We start from the raw sequence: 17,226 nt of genomic DNA, 5'->3' as shown, positions 1-17,226 counted from the left end.
GCGTTATCCATCCTTCAGCAGAGGTCGCGGTGGCGGACCTGAACGTTCTTGAGTGACTGCTTCAAGGCTCGGCCGAGCCGGTCGGCCAGGTAGACCGAACGGTGATGGCCGCCGGTGCAGCCGATCGCGATGGTGACATAGGCACGGTTGCTGGCAGCGAAGCGGGGCAGCCATTTCTGCAAATAGGCCTGGATATCCTGGTACATGTCCTCGACGTCCGGCTGGGCCGCGAGGTAATCGGCAACCGGTCGGTCCAGGCCGGAAAAGTCACGCAGATCCGGCTTCCAGTAGGGATTGGGAAGGCAGCGCACATCGAATACCAGATCCGCATCCACCGGCATGCCTCGCTTGAAACCGAAGGATTCGATCAGAAAAGCCGTTCCCGGTTCCGGCTTGTTCAACAGGCGCAACTTGAGCGTATCGCGCAACTGATAGAGGTTGAGATGGGTGGTATCGATCTTGAGATCGGCTCGATCCTTGATGGGCGCGAGCAGCCGGCTTTCTTCGCGGATCGCTTCGGCCAGCGAACGGTTCTCGTTGGTCAGCGGATGGCGTCGGCGGGTTTCCGAGAAGCGCTTGAGCAGGGTCTCGTCGTCGGCGTCCAGATAGAGCAGGTCGCAGAGGATATAGCGAGTGCGCACCTCGGCCAGCAGTTCGGGGAAGCGCTTCAGCTGGCTGGGCAGGTTGCGTGCATCGATGGACACCGCGACCTGGGGCTCGATCAATTCGGTATGCAGCAGTGCCCGCTCGGCCAGTTCGGGAAGCAGGACAGCCGGCAGGTTGTCGATGCAGAAGAAGCCGTTGTCTTCCAGTACGTCGAGGGCGGTGCTTTTGCCGGAGCCGGAGCGGCCGCTGACGATAATCACGCGCATGATGGGAGCTTTCCGTCGTCAGGCATGAATGCCGAAAGCTGGGTTGCCAATTGCTTGTTCACAGCCGACGCACCTCCGCACTCCCGGACGGAGCCTTACAGGCCCTTCTGTGCGTCCGCGACCACCTGGTAAAGGGCTTCGCTGCTCTCGACCTGGCGCAGGCGCTCGCGCACCTCGCTGCGATCGAGCATGCTGGCGATCTGGCGAAGCAACTGTAGATGCTCGTCGGTGGCGGCTTCTGGTACCAGTAGGACGAACAGCAGGTCGACCGGTGCGGCATCGATGGCATCGAAGTCGATCGGCGCATCCAACCGCAGCAGGACGCTGATCGGAGCGGGGCAACCGGGCAGGCGGCAATGGGGGATGGCGATGCCGTTGCCAAAACCGGTCGAACCCAGTTTTTCACGAGCAATCAGGCTCTCGAAAATGGTCTGCTGATCCAGGTCGGGCATTTCGCGGGCGACCAGGGCAGCTATGTATTCGAGGGCGCGCTTCTTGCTTCCTCCCGGCACGTTCACCAGGGAACGGCCGGGGGTCAGAATGTCTTCGAGTCTGATCATGGGGCGAAGGAGTCAGCGGGCCGTAGCGCCCTGCTGGCGTTCGATCTGCTTTTCCTTGTGCTTGATCAGTTGACGGTCAAGCTTGTCGACGAGCAGGTCAATGGCCGCATACATGTCTTCATGCTCGGCGTTGGCGACCACTTCGGCGCCGGCGACATGCATGGTCGCCTCGATCTTCTGCTTGAGCTTCTCGACCGACATGATCACCTGGACATTGGTGATGCGGTCGAAATGGCGCTCGAGCCGGCTGATCTTCTCCTCGACATAGTCGCGTAGGGCGTCGGTCACATCCAGTTGATGTCCACTGATGTTGACTTGCATACCGCTTTCTCCTTGTTTCTATTTTGATGCAGGCTGACGGGCCTGCTACCGGTATACGCTGCTTCGAGTGGCCGCTGAGCGCTGCTGCCGTCTCGGCGGCCGACCCGATCCTGTTACATAAGTCGCTTGCGTTCGCTGGAAGGCGCGATGCTGAGCGATTCCCGGTATTTGGCGACTGTACGGCGAGCCACCTGTATGCCCTGCTCTTCCAGTAAACCAGCGATCTTGCTGTCGCTCAATGGCTTTTTCGGATTTTCCGCGGCGATCAGTTTCTTGATGATGGCGCGGATGGCCGTGGACGAGCACTCACCGCCTTCGGCGGTGCTGACGTGGCTGGAGAAGAAGTATTTCAGCTCGTAGATGCCGCGCGGAGTGTGCATGTATTTCTGGGTGGTGACCCGTGAGATGGTCGACTCGTGCATACCGACCGCCTCGGCGATGTCATGCAGCACCAGCGGTTTCATGGCCTCTTCGCCGTAGTCGAGAAAACCCCGTTGGTGCTCGACGATCTGCGTGGATACCTTCATCAGAGTTTCGTTGCGACTCTGCAGGCTCTTGATGAACCAGCGTGCCTCCTGCAGCTGGTTGCGCATGAAGGTGTTGTCGGCGCTGGCATCGGCACGTCTGATGAAACCGGCATAATGGGGGTTGATGCGCAGGCGCGGCACGGCCTCCTGGTTGAGCTCCACCAGCCAGCGGTCATTGTGCTTGCGCACGATGACATCGGGCACCACGTATTCGGGCTCGCTCGCCTCGATCTGGGCGCCGGGACGAGGATTCAGGCTCTGAATCAACTCGATCACCGGGCGCAGCTCCTCTTCCTTGAGTTTCATGCGTCGCATCAGTTGGGTGAAGTCGCGGTTGCCCAGCAGATCGAGATAGTCCTTGGCCAGTCGTTGCGCCTCTTCCAGCCAGGGGGTGTCGAGCGGCAGCTGACGCAGTTGCAGCAGCAGCGACTCGCTGAGATCGCGGGCGGCGACCCCCGCCGGCTCGAACTGCTGGATGCGGCGCAGCACCATTTCCACTTCGTCGAGTTCGATACCCAGCTCCGGATCCAGGGAGGCAAGGATTTCCTCCGGAGAGGCCTCCAGATAGCCGTCGCTGTTGATACTGTCGATCAGGGTGACGGCAATCAGGCGGTCGGTATCCGACATCGGGGCCAGGTTGAGCTGCCAGAGCAGATGGCTCTGCAGGCTCTCGCCCGTGGAGGTGCGGGTGGTGAAGTCCCACTCGTCTTCATCGCTGCTCGGCAGGCTGCTGGCACTGGTCTGGTAAATGTCTTCCCAAACGGTATCCACCGGCAGTTCGTTGGGAATGCGCTCGTGCCAGTCGCCATCCTCGAGGCTGCCGCCATCCTCGCTGGCCGTTACGCTTTCATAGCTTTCCTGGTAAGAGCCGGATGCGGTATCGATTGTCGACTGGTCGCCATGCTCGCCCAGCATATCCGGGCTGTCGTAGTCCTCTGCGTCTTCCTGACGTTCCAGCATGGGATTGGAGTCGAGGGCCTCCTGGACTTCCTGTTGCAGATCCAGGGTCGACAGTTGAAGCAGACGGATGGCTTGTTGCAGCTGCGGAGTCATCGTCAGCTGCTGACCCATCTTAAGGACTAGCGATGGTTTCATATTGTAGGAAGCACCATATTTGCCGAAGCATTCGCGTCAATCACTACGAGGCGACGATGCGCCTTTCTAAAGCAAATTCTATGCCTGATTATAACGGAATTTAACTGGTCTATCCCATTCAATGGCGCATTTCATAGTCGGAATTCGTGGCCGAGATAGACTTCCTGCACCAGTTTGTTGGTGAGGATGGCCTCGGCATCGCCTTCGGCTATCAGTTGTCCGTCGTTGACAATGTAGGCGGTTTCGCAGATATCAAGCGTTTCGCGAACGTTATGGTCGGTGATCAGGACGCCAATGCCCTTGTTCTTGAGGTGGTGGATGATCTGTTTGATGTCGTTCACTGAAATCGGGTCGACGCCGGCGAAGGGTTCGTCGAGCAGGATGAACTTCGGCGTGGTGGCGAGCGCGCGGGCAATCTCGACGCGACGCCGCTCTCCGCCCGAGAGGCTCATGCCGAGGCTGTCGCGAATGTGGCTGATGTGGAACTCCTGCAACAGGGCTTCGAGCGCCTGGCGGCGGCCTTCTCCATCGAGATCCTTGCGGGTTTCGAGGATCGCCATGATGTTGTCGGCCACGGTGAGCTTGCGGAAGATCGAGGCCTCCTGCGGCAGGTAACCGATGCCAGCCCGGGCACGGCCGTGCATGGGTAGATGGGTGACATCGTCCTGGTCGATCAGGATGCGTCCCTGGTCGGCGCGGACCAGGCCGACGATCATGTAGAAGCAAGTGGTCTTGCCGGCTCCGTTGGGGCCGAGCAGGCCGACGATCTGGCCGCTCTCGATGGAAAGGCTGACGTCGCGGACGACCTGACGGCCCTTGTAGCTCTTGGCCAGGTGCTGGGCTTTGAGGGTGGCCATTACTGGGTCTGTCCCGGCTGCTGTTTCTTTTTCGGTTGGATGACCATGTCGATTCGTGGCTTCGGGCTGGTTACCTTGGTCCCCGTGGCGCGGCCAGCATTGACGATCTGGCGCTGGGTATCGTAGACAATCTTCTCACCTTCGAAGGTATTGCCATCCTGGATCACGCGGGCCTTGTCGATCAGCACGATGCGTTCGTTTTCGGCGAAGTACTGGATGGTCTGGCCGTAGGCCTTGACGATGCTCTTGTCAGGTGCCGGCTTCTGCTCGTAGTAGGCAGGATTGCCGACCGAGGTGAAAACCTTGATATCGCCGTTGTCGTCCTGGGTGATGGTGACCTTGTTGCCGGTGATCTTCAGCGTGCCCTGGGTGATCACCACGTCGCCGTGGTAGACCGCAACCCCTTGCCTGTCGTCGAGTTCAGCGCTGTCGGCCTGGACACGAATCGGCTGGTCGCGATCGGAGGGGAGGGCCCAGGCGCTCGCTGCGCCCAGCAGGGGCAGACTGAGCAAGAGAGGGAGAGCCCGGTGGGAGAAACGGTTAGCGAACCTCATGCTGGCCTCTTACACTGGACAGTAGGTGCATCCTGCTGTCATCCAAATACGCTTTCATCCCGACGGCCGTGGTCACCCCGTTGGCCGCTTCGATCTTAACGGGCTGCCGGGTTTCGGCATATTCCCGCTCCGGGAACACGCTCAGGCGGCTGGTTGTGAGGATGGTCGGGCGTCCCTGGGTGTCGGTGCGCTCGACCCGCACTGCATCGATCAATTCGACTTGATCGCCCCCGGGGCTGACCTCGCCCCGCTCGCTGCGCACGTGCCAAGGGATGGGGGTGCCGCGGAAAAGCAGCAGGTCGGGCTGGGTGAGCAAGGTGACCTCGCTGGTCTTGAGGTGTTCCACCTTTTCGGCAGTCATCTCGTAGTGCAGCTTGCCCTCGGCCTGATATTGCAGTGTATGGGCATTGGTCACGTAGAAATCGATGGCACTGTCATCGGCAGTGGTGGCCGTCTTGTCCATGAAGCTTGCAGGGCGGATGTTCCAGTAGCCCACTGCCGCCAGCAGGGCGGCTAGAGCCAGCAGGAATAGGGGAGAGCGAAGTTTGCGCAGCATGATCGCCTCTATAGGTAAGCGCTCTGAGCGATTTCGAGATTGCCTTGGGCCTGCAGGATCAGTTCGCAGAATTCGCGGGCCGCACCTTCGCCGCCGCGTGCCTGGGTGATGCCATGGGCATGTCGGCGGACGAAGGCATCGGCGCTGGCCACGGCCATGCCCAGACCGACGCGACGGATGACCGGCAGGTCGGGAAGGTCGTCGCCCAGGTAGGCGACCTGTTCGTAGTCGAGCCCCAGTTCGGCAAGCAGCTCCTCCAGCACGACCAGTTTGTCCTCGCGCCCCTGGTAGAGGTGCTGGATGCCCAGGTTGCGGGCGCGGCGCTCGACAACTGGAGTGGTACGCCCGCTGATGATGGCGGTGCGTACGCCGGAGTTGATCAGCATCTTGATGCCGTGGCCGTCGAGGGTATTGAAACTCTTGAATTCGCTGCCGTCGGCCAGAAAATACAGGCGCCCGTCGGTGAGCACCCCGTCGACATCGAAGATTGCCAGGCGAATGCCTCGAGCCCGCTGCAACAGTTGGTCGCTCATTTTATATCACCCCGGCCCGCAGGAGATCGTGCATGTTCAGGGCGCCGACCGGGCGGTCCGTTTCGTCGACCACCACCAGCGCATTGATCTTGTGATCTTCCATGATCTTCAGGGCCTGGGCGGCGAGCATCCCGGCGCGTGCGGTCTTGCCGTGCGGAGTCATTACCTCGTCAATGATAGCTTGGCGCACATCGACATTGCGATCCAGGGCGCGGCGCAGGTCGCCGTCCGTGAAGATGCCGGCCAGGCGTCCATCGGTCTCGAGCACCACGGTCATACCGAGTCCCTTGCGGGTCATTTCCAGAAGTGCTTCGCGCAGCGTGGTGCCGCGCTGCACGCAGGGTAGGCTGGCGCCGGTGTGCATGATGTTTTCCACCTTCAGCAGCAGGCGGCGGCCGAGGGCGCCACCGGGATGGGAGAAGGCGAAATCCTCGGCGGTAAAGCCCCGTGCCTCGAGCAGGGCGATGGCCAGTGCGTCGCCGAGCACCAGGGCGGTAGTGGTGGATGAGGTGGGTGCCAGATTGAGTGGGCAGGCTTCCTGGCTGACGCCGGCGTCGAGGTTGACGGCAGCTGCTCCCGCCAGGGGTGAGTCGGGGTTGCCGGTCATGCTGATCAGGGTGATGCCGAGGCGCTGGATCAGTGGCAACAGGGTGAGAATTTCCGCAGTGGAACCGGAGTTGGAGAGAGCCAGAACCAGATCGTCACGGGTGATCATACCCATGTCGCCGTGGCTGGCTTCGCCGGGGTGCACGAAGAATGCCGGTGTTCCGGTGCTCGCCAGGGTTGCGGCGATCTTGCGTCCGATATGTCCGGACTTGCCCATGCCGACGACGACTACCCGCCCCTTGCACTCGAGGATCAGTTTGCAAGCCGTGGCGAAATTGTCGTCGATTCGTGCGAGAACCGCTTCGATGGCCTCGATTTCCAGGCGTATGGTGCGCTGGGCTGACTGGATCGGGTTGCTCGAGTGTGGCATGGCGGCGGCTCGTCGCTTGAAAAAGGCGCCGATTATAGCGGCAAAGGTCATATTTGCTCACGTTTCCACTGCCGCTATTGCGACCAAGGCCGTCTACGACGCCTGTATGCTTGGGACGCCGGTGCTCGCAGTGTTATAGTGCCTGCCAGTTCGGTCAAACGGTACGGTGCATCCCCTTTGTCTTTGGGGTAGCGGCGTCTAGCCGAGAGGTATTCACAAGGAGTCTAGATGAGCGACTCAAGCGACTACGCGGTCACGCTGAAGGGCCTCTCCTTCAAGCGGGGCTCGCGCAGCATTTTCAATAATGTAGACATCCGCATACCGCGTGGCAAAGTCACCGGCATCATGGGGCCCTCGGGGTGTGGCAAGACCACTCTATTGCGTCTGATAGCCGCCCAGCTGAAGCCGGAAAGCGGGGAAGTCTGGGTCAATGGGCACAATCTCCCGCATCTCTCGCGCAGCGAGCTGTTCGAAATGCGCAAGGAAATGGGAGTGCTCTTCCAGAGTGGTGCGCTCTTCACCGATCTCGATGTGTTCGAGAACGTCGCCTTTCCGTTGCGGGTCCATACCAAGCTGCCGGATGAAATGATCCGCGACATCGTCCTGATGAAGCTGCAGGCGGTCGGGTTGCGCGGCGCCATAGACCTGATGCCCGACGAGCTTTCGGGGGGCATGAAGCGCCGGGTGGCGCTGGCCCGGGCGATTGCTCTCGATCCGCGGATTCTCATGTATGACGAACCCTTCGTGGGCCAGGATCCGATTGCCATGGGTGTACTGGTGCGTCTGATCCGCCTGCTCAATGATGCCCTTGGCATTACCAGTATAGTGGTCTCCCACGACTTGGCCGAGACGGCCAGCATTGCCGATTACCTCTATGTGGTGGGCGATGGACAGGTTCTGGGAGAGGGGACCCCCGAAGACTTGATGAATTCCAAGAATCCGCGTGTCACCCAGTTCATGAAGGGGCTGCCGGACGGTCCGGTGCCTTTCCACTTCCCGGCGCCGGATTATCGCAACGACCTTCTGGGGAGGCGCTGATGCACAAGAGATCCCTCCTCGAGCAGGTCGGTCTGCTCGGTCGTGCCGCGATCGATGTGGTCGAAGCAATGGGGCGTTCTGCGCTGTTCCTCTTGCATGCCATGTTTGGCCGGGGCGGTGCCGGTAGCGGCTTCCAACTGCTGGTGAAGCAGACTCACTCGATCGGCGTGCTGTCGCTGCCAATCATCGTCGTCTCCGGCCTCTTCATTGGCATGGTACTGGCGCTGCAAGGCTATAACATTCTGGTCAGCTACGGTTCGGAGCAGGCAGTCGGACAACTGGTTGCCCTGACCCTGTTGCGCGAACTGGGACCGGTCGTCACCGGCCTGCTGTTCGCCGGGCGCGCCGGCTCGGCGCTCACTGCGGAAATCGGCAATATGAAGTCTACCGAGCAGCTTTCCAGCCTGGAGACGATCGGTGTCGATCCGCTCAAGTACATCATTGCGCCGCGCCTGTGGGCCGGCTTCCTCTCCATGCCGTTGCTGGCCGCGATCTTCAACGTGGTGGGTATCTGGGGAGCTGCCATGGTCGCGGTCGATTGGCTGGGTGTCTATGAGGGCTCGTTCTGGGCCAGCATGCAGAGCAGCGTGGACCTGCACGACGATGTGATCAATGGTGCGATCAAGAGCATCGTCTTCGCCTTCGTGGTGACCTGGATCGCCGTATTCCAGGGTTACGACTGCGAGCCGACTTCGGAAGGGATCGGCCGCGCTACTACAAGAACAGTGGTCTATGCCTCGCTGGCCGTGCTGGGACTGGACTTCATTCTGACAGCCTTGATGTTTGGAGATAACTGATGCAAACCCGCACCCTGGAAACCGGTGTTGGCCTGTTCATCCTGGCAGGTATGCTGGCCCTCCTGCTGCTGGCACTGCGTGTCAGCGGCCTGACGGTCAGCACCAATGGCGATACCTACAAGCTTTATGCGTATTTCGATAACATCGCCGGCTTGACAGTCAGGGCCAAGGTGACAATGGCTGGCGTTGCCATCGGCAAGGTCACGGCCATCGACCTGGATCGCAACAGCTATACCGGCCGTGTGACCATGGAACTGGAGAAGCGCGTCGACAATCTGCCGACCGACTCCACGGCGGCCATCCTGACCGCCGGCCTGCTGGGTGAGAAGTATGTCGGCATCAGCGTCGGAGGCGAGGAGGAGGTGCTGAAGAATGGCGACTCCATCCAGGATACCCAGTCGGCACTGGTGCTCGAGGATCTGATCGGCAAGTTCCTGATGAACTCCGTCAACAAGGACAAAGAAGAATAGGTTACAGAGGATATTCCTATGCTTACTGTTTTGCGTCGTGGTTTTCTGGTTCTGCTGGCTCTCCTGCCGCTGTTCGCAACTGCATCGACCACCCCTCATCAGGTGGTGCAGCAGACTACCGACTCCCTGCTCGGCGAGCTGAAGAAGAACAAGGCTCTCTACAAAAGCAATCCGCAGGCTTTCTACGATACGCTGGACCGGATTCTCGGGCCGGTGGTGGATGCCGACGGGATTTCCCGCAGCATCATGACCGTCAAGTACTCGCGCAAGGCGACTCCCGAGCAGATGACCCGCTTCCAGGAGAATTTCAAGCGCAGCCTGATGCAGTTCTACGGTAACGCTCTCTTGGAGTATAACAATCAGGATATCCGCGTGCTGTCCTCTTCCGTGCCAGTCGAAGGCGACCGCGCCAGCGTTGGTATGGAGGTTCGCGATACCCAGGGCACCGTCTATCCGGTTTCCTACACCATGGTGAAGAAGCAGGATCAGTGGCTGCTGCGCAATGTCATCATCAATGGCATCAACATCGGCAAGCTGTTCCGTGACCAGTTCGCCGAGAGCATGCAGCGCAATGGCCAGAATCTGGACAAGACTATCGATGGCTGGGCCGACGTGGTGGCCAAGGCCAAGGATAGCGAGGAAGGCAGGAAGGCTGCGGGGCAATGAGCGAGGCCTCGATTCTACAGGTCGAGCCCGGTGTGCTCACCCTTGCCGGCGTGATCGACTACAGCAATGGACCGGCCCTGCGTCAGCAGGGGAGGGCCCTGATCGGCACTGCCGGGACCGATGGTTTGGTGCTTGACTGCGCGGGCGTGGAAAAATCCAGCAGCGTCGGGCTTTCCCTGCTGCTGGCCTATCTGCGCGATGCCAAGGCTGCCGGCAAGCGCCTGCGAATGCGGGCGCTGCCTCAGGACATGCGCGAGATCGCCCAGGTCTGCGGATTGCTCGAGCTCTTGCCGCTGGAGGCGTGACGGTCTGCACGGCTCTCTGTCGGCTCAATGCCGGCAGGGTTCGCAGCCGGCGGGCTTTTTTGTAAGATGGGCGGCTTTCCGGTGCTTCCATGAAGCCGGTGATTCCAGGATCCCGTCTGCTGTGCGCCGATACCCACTGCAGGAGTAATTCATGATAGCTTCCGAGGTATGCATGCAGCCTAATGAGGTCAAGAGCTTTCTGGAAAGCAAGCTGGCTGGCACCCAAGTCGAGGTGCAGGGTCAGGGTTGCGACTTCCAGCTCATCCTGATCAGCGACGAGCTGGCCGGTATGAGCCCGGTGAAGCGTCAACAGTTGGTCTATGCCCAACTAAACGATTGGATCGTCGATGGCCGGATTCATGCCATCACCATGAAGTTCTTCAGTCGCGCCGCTTGGGCCGAGCGTTCCTGAGCCTGCCTGCGCGAGAGACCATGGACAAACTGATCATTACCGGCGGCCAGCCTCTCGATGGCGAGATCCGCATTTCCGGGGCAAAGAACGCGGCACTGCCGATCCTGGCAGCGACCCTGCTGGCCGATACGCCTGTCACCGTCTGCAATCTGCCGCACCTGCACGACATCACCACGATGATCGAGCTTTTCGGGCGCATGGGCGTGCAGCCTGTGATCGACGAAAAGCTCAGTGTTGAGGTGGATGCCAGCAACATCAAGACACTGGTGGCACCCTACGAACTGGTCAAGACCATGCGCGCCTCGATCCTGGTGCTCGGCCCCATGCTTGCCCGCTTCGGCGAGGCCGAAGTGGCCCTGCCGGGAGGCTGCGCCATTGGTTCGCGGCCGGTCGATCTGCATATCCGCGGTCTCGAGGCACTGGGCGCGCAGATCGAAATGGAGGGCGGCTATATCAAGGCCAAGGCTCCTGCCGGCGGTCTGCGTGGCGGCCATTTCTTTTTCGATATCGTCAGTGTGACCGGTACCGAGAACATCATGATGGCCGCGGCCCTGGCCAATGGACGTACTGTGCTGGAGAATGCCGCCCGCGAACCGGAAGTGGTCGATCTGGCCAACTTCCTGATCGGTATGGGCGCACAGATCAAGGGAGCCGGTACCGACACCATCGTCATCGAGGGCGTCAAGCGCCTGGGCGGCGGCCGTTATAGCGTGATGCCCGATCGCATCGAGACCGGAACCTACCTTGTCGCCGCTGCTGCCACCCGTGGGCGGGTCAAACTCAAGGATACCGATCCCACCATTCTCGAAGCGGTACTGCTCAAGCTGGAAGAGGCCGGTGCGCAGATCGACACCGGCAACAACTGGATCTCCCTGGACATGAGGGGCAACAGGCCCAAGGCCGTGAATGTGCGCACCGCACCCTATCCGGCCTTCCCGACCGACATGCAGGCCCAGTTCATTTCCATGAATGCAATAGCCGAAGGCACCGGCACCGTCATCGAAACGGTGTTCGAGAACCGCTTCATGCATGTTTACGAGATGAACCGCATGGGCGCGCGCATTCTGGTGGAGGGCAATACCGCCATCGTTACCGGCGTGCCCTGTCTGAAGGGCGCTCCAGTCATGGCCACCGATCTGCGTGCTTCCGCCAGCTTGGTGATCGCCGGGCTGGTAGCCGAGGGGGATACCCTGATCGATCGTATCTACCATATCGATCGTGGCTACGAGTGCATCGAGGAAAAGCTGCAACTGCTCGGCGCCAAGATCCGCCGCATCCCGGGTTAGGACCGGCGCCTGGCATGGCGCCGCTCTCGGCCCGCGATGGGATAAATATCCAAGGACATCCGTTTCATGCTTACCATTGCCCTGTCCAAAGGCCGGATTCTCGATGACACACTGCCGCTGCTCGCAGAGGCCGGCATCGTGCCGATCGAGAATCCGGATAAAAGCCGCAAGCTCATCATCCCCACCAGTCAGGAGGATGTGCGTCTGCTGATCGTCCGCGCCACCGACGTGCCGACCTATGTCGAAAACGGTGCTGCCGACCTGGGGATCGCCGGCAAGGATGTACTGATGGAGTATGGCGGCCAGGGCTTGTACGAGCCTCTCGACCTGAAGATCGCCAACTGCAAGCTGATGACTGCCGGCCAGGTCGGAGCCGAGGCCCCCAGGGGGCGTCTGCGGGTCGCCACCAAGTTCGTCAATGTAGCCAAGCGCTATTATGCCGAGCAGGGTCGCCAGGTGGACATCATCAAGCTCTATGGCTCCATGGAGCTGGCACCGCTCGTGGGGCTGGCCGACAAGATCATCGACGTGGTCGATACCGGCAATACACTGCGTGCCAATGGCCTAGAGCCCCAGGAGCTGATCGCCACTATCAGTTCGCGCCTGATCGTCAACAAGGCTTCGATGAAGATGCAGCATGCCCGCATCCAGGCCCTGATCGACACCCTGCGCGAAGCCGTCGAGACCCGACACCCTGCCTGACCCCGATCTGCCAACGCCTATCCGTGTCATAGCGAAATTTCTCGGGTGCCCGCGCGGAAGGCTTGCTAGGCTAGCGGCGCCCGAGTTTCAGCCATTCAAGAGGCCGTTATGACCGCATCCCTCGCCCTTCGCCGACTCGACGCTGCCGATCCGGACTTTGCGCGCCATCTGGATCATCTGCTGAGCTGGGAAAGCGTTTCCGATGAGGCCGTCAATCAGCGCGTGCTGGATATCATCCAGGCCGTACGCGAGCGTGGTGATGCTGCCGTAGTCGAATTCACCCAGCGCTTCGACAGCGTCGAGGCTGGCTCCATGGCCGAACTGATCTTGCCGCGCGAGCGTCTGGAATTGGCCTTGACACGCATCTCCCCGGATCAGCGCGAAGCTCTGGAAAAGGCTGCCGAGCGCGTGCGCCTGTATCACGAGCGGCAGAAGCAGGACTCCTGGACCTATACCGAGGCCGATGGCACCGTGCTCGGCCAGCAGGTCACCCCGCTCGACCGCGCCGGCCTGTATGTGCCGGGCGGAAAAGCGGCCTATCCGTCCTCTGTGCTGATGAATGCCATTCCGGCCAAGGTGGCCGGTGTCGCCGAGGTGGTGATGGTGGTGCCGACTCCGCGTGGCGAACTCAACGAACTGGTGCTGGCTGCCGCCTGCGTGGCCGGCGTCGATCGCGTGTTCACCATCGGCGGGGCCCAGGCCGTGGCCGCGCTGGCTTATGGCACCGAGAGCGTGCCGCAGGTGGACAAGATCGTCGGTCCCGGCAACATCTATGTAGCCACGGCCAAGCGCCACGTATTCGGTCAAGTCGGCATCGACATGATCGCCGGCCCCTCGGAGATCCTGGTGGTCTGCGATGGGCAGAGCGACCCGGACTGGATCGCCATGGACCTGTTCTCCCAAGCCGAGCACGACGAGGATGCCCAGTCGATCCTGGTGAGTCCGGATGCCGGCTTTCTCGAGAGGGTGGCCGAGAGCATCGCCCGTCTGCTGCCGACCATGGAGCGCGCCGAGATCATCCGTACCTCGCTGGAGGGGCGCGGTGCGTTTATCCGGGTGGCCGACATGGAGCAGGCCATCGCCGTGGCCAACCGTATCGCCCCCGAGCACCTCGAACTGTCGGTGGCCGACCCGCAGCAGTGGCTGCCGAAGATCCGCCATGCCGGCGCCATCTTCATGGGGCGCTATACCGCCGAGGCCCTGGGTGACTATTGCGCCGGTCCCAACCATGTTCTGCCGACTTCCGGTACCGCACGTTTCTCGTCGCCGCTAGGCGTGTACGATTTCCAGAAACGCTCGTCGATTATCTTTTGCTCGGCAACCGGGGCTTCCGAACTGGGCAGAACCGCGTCGGTGCTGGCTCGTGGCGAATCCCTGACGGCCCATGCGCGCAGCGCCGAATACCGGATTAAGGCCTGAGACCATACGAAATCAGCAGGGGCGACCCTGCCTGCGATGCTTCCGAACAGGAGCGCGTTGGCGGACTAGCCTCTGCGCAAGACGATTGCAACGAATCCGAGGAGAGAAGGGCGTGAGCAAATTCTGGAGCCCCTTCGTCAAGAACCTGGTGCCCTATGTGCCGGGCGAGCAGCCGAAGATGAGCAGGCTGGTCAAGCTCAATACCAATGAAAATCCCTACGGGCCGTCGCCGCGGGCGATCGCAGCCATGCAGGCCGAACTGAACGATAGTCTGCGCCTGTATCCGGATCCAAACGGCGAGCGCCTGAAGCAGGCAATTGCCGACTACTACGGAGTACAGAGCAACCAGGTGTTTGTCGGCAATGGCTCCGACGAGGTACTGGCGCATATCTTCCATGGGCTGTTTCAGCATGGCCGGCCATTGCTGTTCCCCGACGTGACCTACAGCTTCTATCCGGTCTACTGCGGCCTGTACGGGATTCCTTTCGAAACCGTGGCCCTGGACAAGGAGTTTCGCATCCGTATCGAGGACTACGCGCGCCCCAACGGCGGCATCATCTTTCCCAATCCCAATGCGCCGACCGGCTGCCTGCTGCCGCTTGAGAGCATCGAGCGGTTGCTCGAGGGCAATCCGGACTCGGTGGTGGTGGTGGACGAGGCCTATGTGGATTTCGGTGGCGAGACGGCGATCAGCCTCGTCGACCGCCATGACAATCTCCTGGTGACCCAGACCCTGTCCAAGTCGCGCTCCCTCGCCGGGCTGCGGGTCGGCCTGGCGGTCGGCCACTCGGAGCTGATCGAGGCGCTGGAGCGGATCAAGAACAGCTTCAATTCTTATCCGCTGGACCGCATGGCCATTGCCGGGGCGGCAGCGGCCTTCGAGGATCGTGCCTACTTCGAGCAGACTTGCCGGCAGGTCATCGCCAGTCGCGGACAACTGGTCGGCGAACTACAACATCTGGGCTTCGAGGTACTGCCGTCGGCAGCCAATTTCATCTTCGCCCGACATCCCGAGCGCGATGCCGAGGAGCTGGCGGCAGGGCTGCGCGAGCAGGGGGTGATCGTTCGTCATTTCAAGCAGGAGCGGATTCGCCAGTTCCTGCGTATCACCGTCGGTACTCCGGAGCAGAATCAGGCGCTGATCGACGTGCTGGAGACTCTCTGCTGAGGCTGGCGGGCCTGCCCCGTCCATCCAGAGCGGGGCGACCTACGGCTGCACCGCGGTGGGTGGTGGGCGCAGGCCGATCTCGGCGGTCAGGGTCAGAGCCTGGCCGTTGCGCAGGACCTCGATATCGATGGTTTCTCCCGGTCGGGTCTGAGCGACCTGGTTCATGGCATGTCGACCGTCGGTGGCCGGTTGGCCATCGATGCTGACGATCAGGTCGCCCGGTTGCAGGCCGGCGCGCTGTGCGGGGCCATCCCGATAGATGCCGGCGACCACGATGCCCGGACGGCCGTCCAGGCCGAAGGATTCGGCCAGTTCCTTGGTCAGCGGCTGCACTTCGAGCCCGAGCCAGCCGCGAATCACCTGTCCGTGCTTGATGATCTCCTCCATCACCTCCAGGGCCAGCTTCGCCGGAATCGCGAAGCCGATGCCTTGGGAGCCGCCCGACTTGGAGAAGATGGCGGTATTGATGCCGATCAGATTGCCGTTGGCATCAATCAGCGCGCCGCCCGAGTTGCCCGGATTGATCGCCGCATCGGTCTGTATGAAGTCCTCGTAAGTGTTCAGGCCTAGCTGGTTGCGCCCAGTGGCGCTGATGATGCCCATGGTCACGGTCTGGCCGACGCCGAAGGGGTTGCCGATGGCCAGGGCGACGTCGCCGATACGAATGCTGTCGGAGCGTCCAAGATGCATGACCGGCAGTTCGTCCAGATCTATCTTGAGTACGGCCAGGTCGGTTTCCGAGTCGTGGCCGATCACCCGGGCGAGAACTTCCCGTCCATCCCGCAGGGCGACGACGATCTGGTCGGCACCTGCGGTGACATGGTTGTTGGTCAGCAGGTAGCCATCCCGGCGCATGATCACTGCGGAGCCCAGGCTGGACTCCAGACGCCGCTGACTGGGCAGCGAGTTGCCGAAGTACTGTTGCAGCAGTGGGTCGTCGAACAGCGGCTGGCTCGGCCTCTTGACGACCTTGGTGGTGTAGAGGTTGGCCACTGCTGGCGCGGCGCTGCTCACGGCATTGGCGTAGGAGACGGGACCTTGTGGTGAAAGGAGGGAGCGGGGCAGTTGTTGCTGTTCATCGGCAATCTGCCGGGGCAGGCCGACCCACTCCGGATAGCGCTGGATGATCAGCAGGGCCAGCAGCACTCCGACCGCCAGGGGCCAGCCAAGAAAACGCAGGGCCTTTAGCATGGAGCGGGAGTCCTTGGGGTTGCAGGGGCTGAGGGGGGACCGTAAGGTGCGCCATTATACGAGGGAGCCGCCGGCTGGCTAGCGGCTCGCAAGCCTTTCATGGAGACATAGATGGCCGCTGCCCTGTCCGAGCTGGTGAAGGAAGCCGACCGCTATCTGGCGGCGGGCGGCATGACCGATTATTGCCCGAACGGCCTGCAAGTCGAGGGGCGCCCTTGGGTCGCCAGAATCATCAGTGGCGTGACGGCCAGCCAGGCGCTGCTCGATGCGGCGGTCGAGGCCGGGGCGGATCTGGTGCTGGTCCATCACGGCTATTTCTGGCGCAACGAGAATCCCTGCATCGTCGGCAGCAAGCGGCGTCGGCTGCACACCCTGCTGAACAACGACATCAGCCTGCTGGCTTACCATCTGCCGCTGGACGTGCACCCCGAGGTGGGCAACAACATGCAACTGGGCAGGCGCCTCGGGCTACAGGTGGAAGGGCCGCTGGAGCCGGGCAATCCACGCTCGGTCGGTCTGATCGGCTGCCTGGCCGCGCCGGTCACCGCGCAGGAGTTCGCCCGCCAAGTGCATCTGGCGCTGGATCGCCAGCCCCTGCTGATCGAGGCCGACCGGCCGATCCATCGCATCGCCTGGTGTACCGGGGCCGCACAGGGCTATATCGAACAGGCGATCGCCGCCGGCGTCGATGCCTATCTGACTGGCGAGGTTTCCGAGGCCACCGTGCATAGCGCCCGGGAAAATGGCATCAGCTTCCTTGCGGCAGGGCACCATGCCACCGAACGCTATGGTGTGCAGGCCTTGGGTGAATACCTGGCTCGGATCTTCGGCATCGAGCACCTGTTCGTCGATTGTGCCAATCCGGTCTGAGTGGAAGCTATATCTTTAGATCTTTTTTATATAAGTGTGAAGCCTATTAGA

At 61.5% G+C, this 17,226-nt stretch carries 21 protein-coding genes; 11 read left to right on the top strand and 10 right to left on the bottom strand.

All coding sequences use genetic code 11. From position 1 onward, the window contains the following. Window positions 1–14: 14 nt before the first annotated feature. From rapZ to GCU53_RS07280, 9 genes are all read right to left on the bottom strand, one after another. A complete protein-coding gene (rapZ, locus tag GCU53_RS07320; RefSeq protein WP_152387034.1) occupies window positions 15–872 on the bottom strand; it encodes an RNase adapter RapZ in 858 nt (285 codons plus the stop codon). Window positions 873–967: 95 nt separating this feature from the next. Then, on the bottom strand, window positions 968–1,432 hold the full coding sequence (ptsN, locus tag GCU53_RS07315) for a PTS IIA-like nitrogen regulatory protein PtsN (RefSeq protein ID WP_152387033.1): 465 nt from the start codon (window positions 1,430–1,432) through the stop codon (window positions 968–970). Window positions 1,433–1,444: 12 nt separating this feature from the next. Next, entirely contained in the window at window positions 1,445–1,753 is a 309-nt protein-coding gene (gene hpf, locus GCU53_RS07310; protein WP_152387032.1) for a ribosome hibernation-promoting factor, HPF/YfiA family, read from the bottom strand. Window positions 1,754–1,866: 113 nt separating this feature from the next. Then, the gene (locus GCU53_RS07305; RefSeq protein WP_152387031.1) at window positions 1,867–3,375 is read right to left on the bottom strand and encodes an RNA polymerase factor sigma-54; all 1,509 of its coding nucleotides are present in this window, start codon (window positions 3,373–3,375) and stop codon (window positions 1,867–1,869) included. A 131-nt stretch (window positions 3,376–3,506) separates the two neighbouring features. After that, on the bottom strand, window positions 3,507–4,232 hold the full coding sequence (gene lptB / locus GCU53_RS07300; protein ID WP_152387030.1) for an LPS export ABC transporter ATP-binding protein: 726 nt from the start codon (window positions 4,230–4,232) through the stop codon (window positions 3,507–3,509). After that, window positions 4,232–4,786, bottom strand: a complete 555-nt coding sequence (lptA, locus tag GCU53_RS07295) for a lipopolysaccharide transport periplasmic protein LptA (RefSeq protein WP_152387029.1) — start codon at window positions 4,784–4,786, stop codon at window positions 4,232–4,234. The genes lptB and lptA overlap by 1 nt, the downstream gene beginning before the upstream one ends. Beyond that, window positions 4,773–5,342 (bottom strand): LPS export ABC transporter periplasmic protein LptC, encoded by a 570-nt coding sequence (gene lptC, locus GCU53_RS07290; protein ID WP_167520043.1) that lies wholly within the window; start codon window positions 5,340–5,342, stop codon window positions 4,773–4,775. Before lptC ends, lptA begins: the two co-directional genes overlap by 14 nt. An 8-nt stretch (window positions 5,343–5,350) precedes the next feature. Further along, a complete protein-coding gene (locus GCU53_RS07285; RefSeq protein WP_152387027.1) occupies window positions 5,351–5,875 on the bottom strand; it encodes a KdsC family phosphatase in 525 nt (174 codons plus the stop codon). A gap of 1 nt (window position 5,876) precedes the next feature. After that, window positions 5,877–6,851, bottom strand: a complete 975-nt coding sequence (locus GCU53_RS07280) for a KpsF/GutQ family sugar-phosphate isomerase (RefSeq protein ID WP_152387026.1) — start codon at window positions 6,849–6,851, stop codon at window positions 5,877–5,879. 228 nt (window positions 6,852–7,079) lie between these two features. Between GCU53_RS07280 and GCU53_RS07275 the strand changes: the two genes are divergently transcribed. The 10 genes from GCU53_RS07275 (at window position 7,080) to hisC (ending at window position 15,114) form a co-directional block, all read left to right on the top strand. Then, window positions 7,080–7,889: an ATP-binding cassette domain-containing protein gene (locus tag GCU53_RS07275; RefSeq protein ID WP_152387025.1), complete on the top strand. Its 810-nt coding sequence runs from the start codon at window positions 7,080–7,082 to the stop codon at window positions 7,887–7,889. Continuing rightward, on the top strand, window positions 7,889–8,686 hold the full coding sequence (gene mlaE / locus GCU53_RS07270) for a lipid asymmetry maintenance ABC transporter permease subunit MlaE (protein WP_152387024.1): 798 nt from the start codon (window positions 7,889–7,891) through the stop codon (window positions 8,684–8,686). Before GCU53_RS07275 ends, mlaE begins: the two co-directional genes overlap by 1 nt. Continuing rightward, window positions 8,686–9,156: an outer membrane lipid asymmetry maintenance protein MlaD gene (mlaD, locus tag GCU53_RS07265; protein WP_152387023.1), complete on the top strand. Its 471-nt coding sequence runs from the start codon at window positions 8,686–8,688 to the stop codon at window positions 9,154–9,156. The genes mlaE and mlaD overlap by 1 nt, the downstream gene beginning before the upstream one ends. Before the next feature lie 18 nt (window positions 9,157–9,174). After that, window positions 9,175–9,822 (top strand): MlaC/ttg2D family ABC transporter substrate-binding protein, encoded by a 648-nt coding sequence (locus GCU53_RS07260; protein ID WP_152387022.1) that lies wholly within the window; start codon window positions 9,175–9,177, stop codon window positions 9,820–9,822. Then, window positions 9,819–10,127 carry an STAS domain-containing protein gene (locus GCU53_RS07255; RefSeq protein WP_152387021.1) on the top strand — a complete coding sequence of 103 codons (309 nt, stop codon included), beginning with the start codon at window positions 9,819–9,821 and terminating at the stop codon, window positions 10,125–10,127. Before GCU53_RS07260 ends, GCU53_RS07255 begins: the two co-directional genes overlap by 4 nt. A 172-nt stretch (window positions 10,128–10,299) precedes the next feature. Next, window positions 10,300–10,539 carry a BolA family protein gene (locus GCU53_RS07250; RefSeq protein ID WP_152387020.1) on the top strand — a complete coding sequence of 80 codons (240 nt, stop codon included), beginning with the start codon at window positions 10,300–10,302 and terminating at the stop codon, window positions 10,537–10,539. Between the two features lie 20 nt (window positions 10,540–10,559). Further along, window positions 10,560–11,825 (top strand): UDP-N-acetylglucosamine 1-carboxyvinyltransferase, encoded by a 1,266-nt coding sequence (gene murA, locus GCU53_RS07245; protein WP_152387019.1) that lies wholly within the window; start codon window positions 10,560–10,562, stop codon window positions 11,823–11,825. Between the two features lie 66 nt (window positions 11,826–11,891). Further along, window positions 11,892–12,527 carry an ATP phosphoribosyltransferase gene (gene hisG / locus GCU53_RS07240; RefSeq protein ID WP_152387018.1) on the top strand — a complete coding sequence of 212 codons (636 nt, stop codon included), beginning with the start codon at window positions 11,892–11,894 and terminating at the stop codon, window positions 12,525–12,527. A 108-nt stretch (window positions 12,528–12,635) separates the two neighbouring features. Next, entirely contained in the window at window positions 12,636–13,946 is a 1,311-nt protein-coding gene (gene hisD / locus GCU53_RS07235) for a histidinol dehydrogenase (RefSeq protein WP_152387017.1), read from the top strand. Between the two features lie 112 nt (window positions 13,947–14,058). Next, window positions 14,059–15,114 carry a histidinol-phosphate transaminase gene (gene hisC, locus GCU53_RS07230; RefSeq protein WP_152387016.1) on the top strand — a complete coding sequence of 352 codons (1,056 nt, stop codon included), beginning with the start codon at window positions 14,059–14,061 and terminating at the stop codon, window positions 15,112–15,114. A 39-nt stretch (window positions 15,115–15,153) separates the two neighbouring features. Here the strand turns inward: hisC and algW are convergent, their stop codons facing one another. Next, window positions 15,154–16,305 carry a Do family serine endopeptidase AlgW gene (algW, locus tag GCU53_RS07225; protein ID WP_152387015.1) on the bottom strand — a complete coding sequence of 384 codons (1,152 nt, stop codon included), beginning with the start codon at window positions 16,303–16,305 and terminating at the stop codon, window positions 15,154–15,156. Window positions 16,306–16,416: 111 nt separating this feature from the next. Between algW and GCU53_RS07220 the strand changes: the two genes are divergently transcribed. Further along, complete coding sequence (locus GCU53_RS07220; RefSeq protein WP_152387014.1) at window positions 16,417–17,175, top strand: Nif3-like dinuclear metal center hexameric protein; 759 nt, start codon at window positions 16,417–16,419, stop codon at window positions 17,173–17,175. Window positions 17,176–17,226 lie beyond the last annotated feature (51 nt).

The sequence above is a fragment of the Azotobacter salinestris genome (assembly GCF_009363155.1).
GTDB classification, from domain to species: domain Bacteria; phylum Pseudomonadota; class Gammaproteobacteria; order Pseudomonadales; family Pseudomonadaceae; genus Azotobacter; species Azotobacter salinestris.
Note: the sequence above shows the minus strand (reverse complement) of the source record. Positions and strands in the feature narration are given on the sequence as shown.

What these genes read in the sequence shown, in the direction of transcription:
- rapZ (WP_152387034.1), bottom strand. Translation starts at nt 872, where the DNA reads ATGCGCGTGATTATCGTCAGCGGCCGCTCCGGCTCCGGCAAAAGCACC.
- ptsN (WP_152387033.1), bottom strand. Translation starts at nt 1,432, where the DNA reads ATGATCAGACTCGAAGACATTCTGACCCCCGGCCGTTCCCTGGTGAAC.
- hpf (WP_152387032.1), bottom strand. Translation starts at nt 1,753, where the DNA reads ATGCAAGTCAACATCAGTGGACATCAACTGGATGTGACCGACGCCCTA.
- GCU53_RS07305 (WP_152387031.1), bottom strand. Translation starts at nt 3,375, where the DNA reads ATGAAACCATCGCTAGTCCTTAAGATGGGTCAGCAGCTGACGATGACT.
- lptB (WP_152387030.1), bottom strand. Translation starts at nt 4,232, where the DNA reads ATGGCCACCCTCAAAGCCCAGCACCTGGCCAAGAGCTACAAGGGCCGT.
- lptA (WP_152387029.1), bottom strand. Translation starts at nt 4,786, where the DNA reads ATGAGGTTCGCTAACCGTTTCTCCCACCGGGCTCTCCCTCTCTTGCTC.
- lptC (WP_167520043.1), bottom strand. Translation starts at nt 5,342, where the DNA reads ATGCTGCGCAAACTTCGCTCTCCCCTATTCCTGCTGGCTCTAGCCGCC.
- GCU53_RS07285 (WP_152387027.1), bottom strand. Translation starts at nt 5,875, where the DNA reads ATGAGCGACCAACTGTTGCAGCGGGCTCGAGGCATTCGCCTGGCAATC.
- GCU53_RS07280 (WP_152387026.1), bottom strand. Translation starts at nt 6,851, where the DNA reads ATGCCACACTCGAGCAACCCGATCCAGTCAGCCCAGCGCACCATACGC.
- GCU53_RS07275 (WP_152387025.1), top strand. Translation starts at nt 7,080, where the DNA reads ATGAGCGACTCAAGCGACTACGCGGTCACGCTGAAGGGCCTCTCCTTC.
- mlaE (WP_152387024.1), top strand. Translation starts at nt 7,889, where the DNA reads ATGCACAAGAGATCCCTCCTCGAGCAGGTCGGTCTGCTCGGTCGTGCC.
- mlaD (WP_152387023.1), top strand. Translation starts at nt 8,686, where the DNA reads ATGCAAACCCGCACCCTGGAAACCGGTGTTGGCCTGTTCATCCTGGCA.
- GCU53_RS07260 (WP_152387022.1), top strand. Translation starts at nt 9,175, where the DNA reads ATGCTTACTGTTTTGCGTCGTGGTTTTCTGGTTCTGCTGGCTCTCCTG.
- GCU53_RS07255 (WP_152387021.1), top strand. Translation starts at nt 9,819, where the DNA reads ATGAGCGAGGCCTCGATTCTACAGGTCGAGCCCGGTGTGCTCACCCTT.
- GCU53_RS07250 (WP_152387020.1), top strand. Translation starts at nt 10,300, where the DNA reads ATGCAGCCTAATGAGGTCAAGAGCTTTCTGGAAAGCAAGCTGGCTGGC.
- murA (WP_152387019.1), top strand. Translation starts at nt 10,560, where the DNA reads ATGGACAAACTGATCATTACCGGCGGCCAGCCTCTCGATGGCGAGATC.
- hisG (WP_152387018.1), top strand. Translation starts at nt 11,892, where the DNA reads ATGCTTACCATTGCCCTGTCCAAAGGCCGGATTCTCGATGACACACTG.
- hisD (WP_152387017.1), top strand. Translation starts at nt 12,636, where the DNA reads ATGACCGCATCCCTCGCCCTTCGCCGACTCGACGCTGCCGATCCGGAC.
- algW (WP_152387015.1), bottom strand. Translation starts at nt 16,305, where the DNA reads ATGCTAAAGGCCCTGCGTTTTCTTGGCTGGCCCCTGGCGGTCGGAGTG.
- GCU53_RS07220 (WP_152387014.1), top strand. Translation starts at nt 16,417, where the DNA reads ATGGCCGCTGCCCTGTCCGAGCTGGTGAAGGAAGCCGACCGCTATCTG.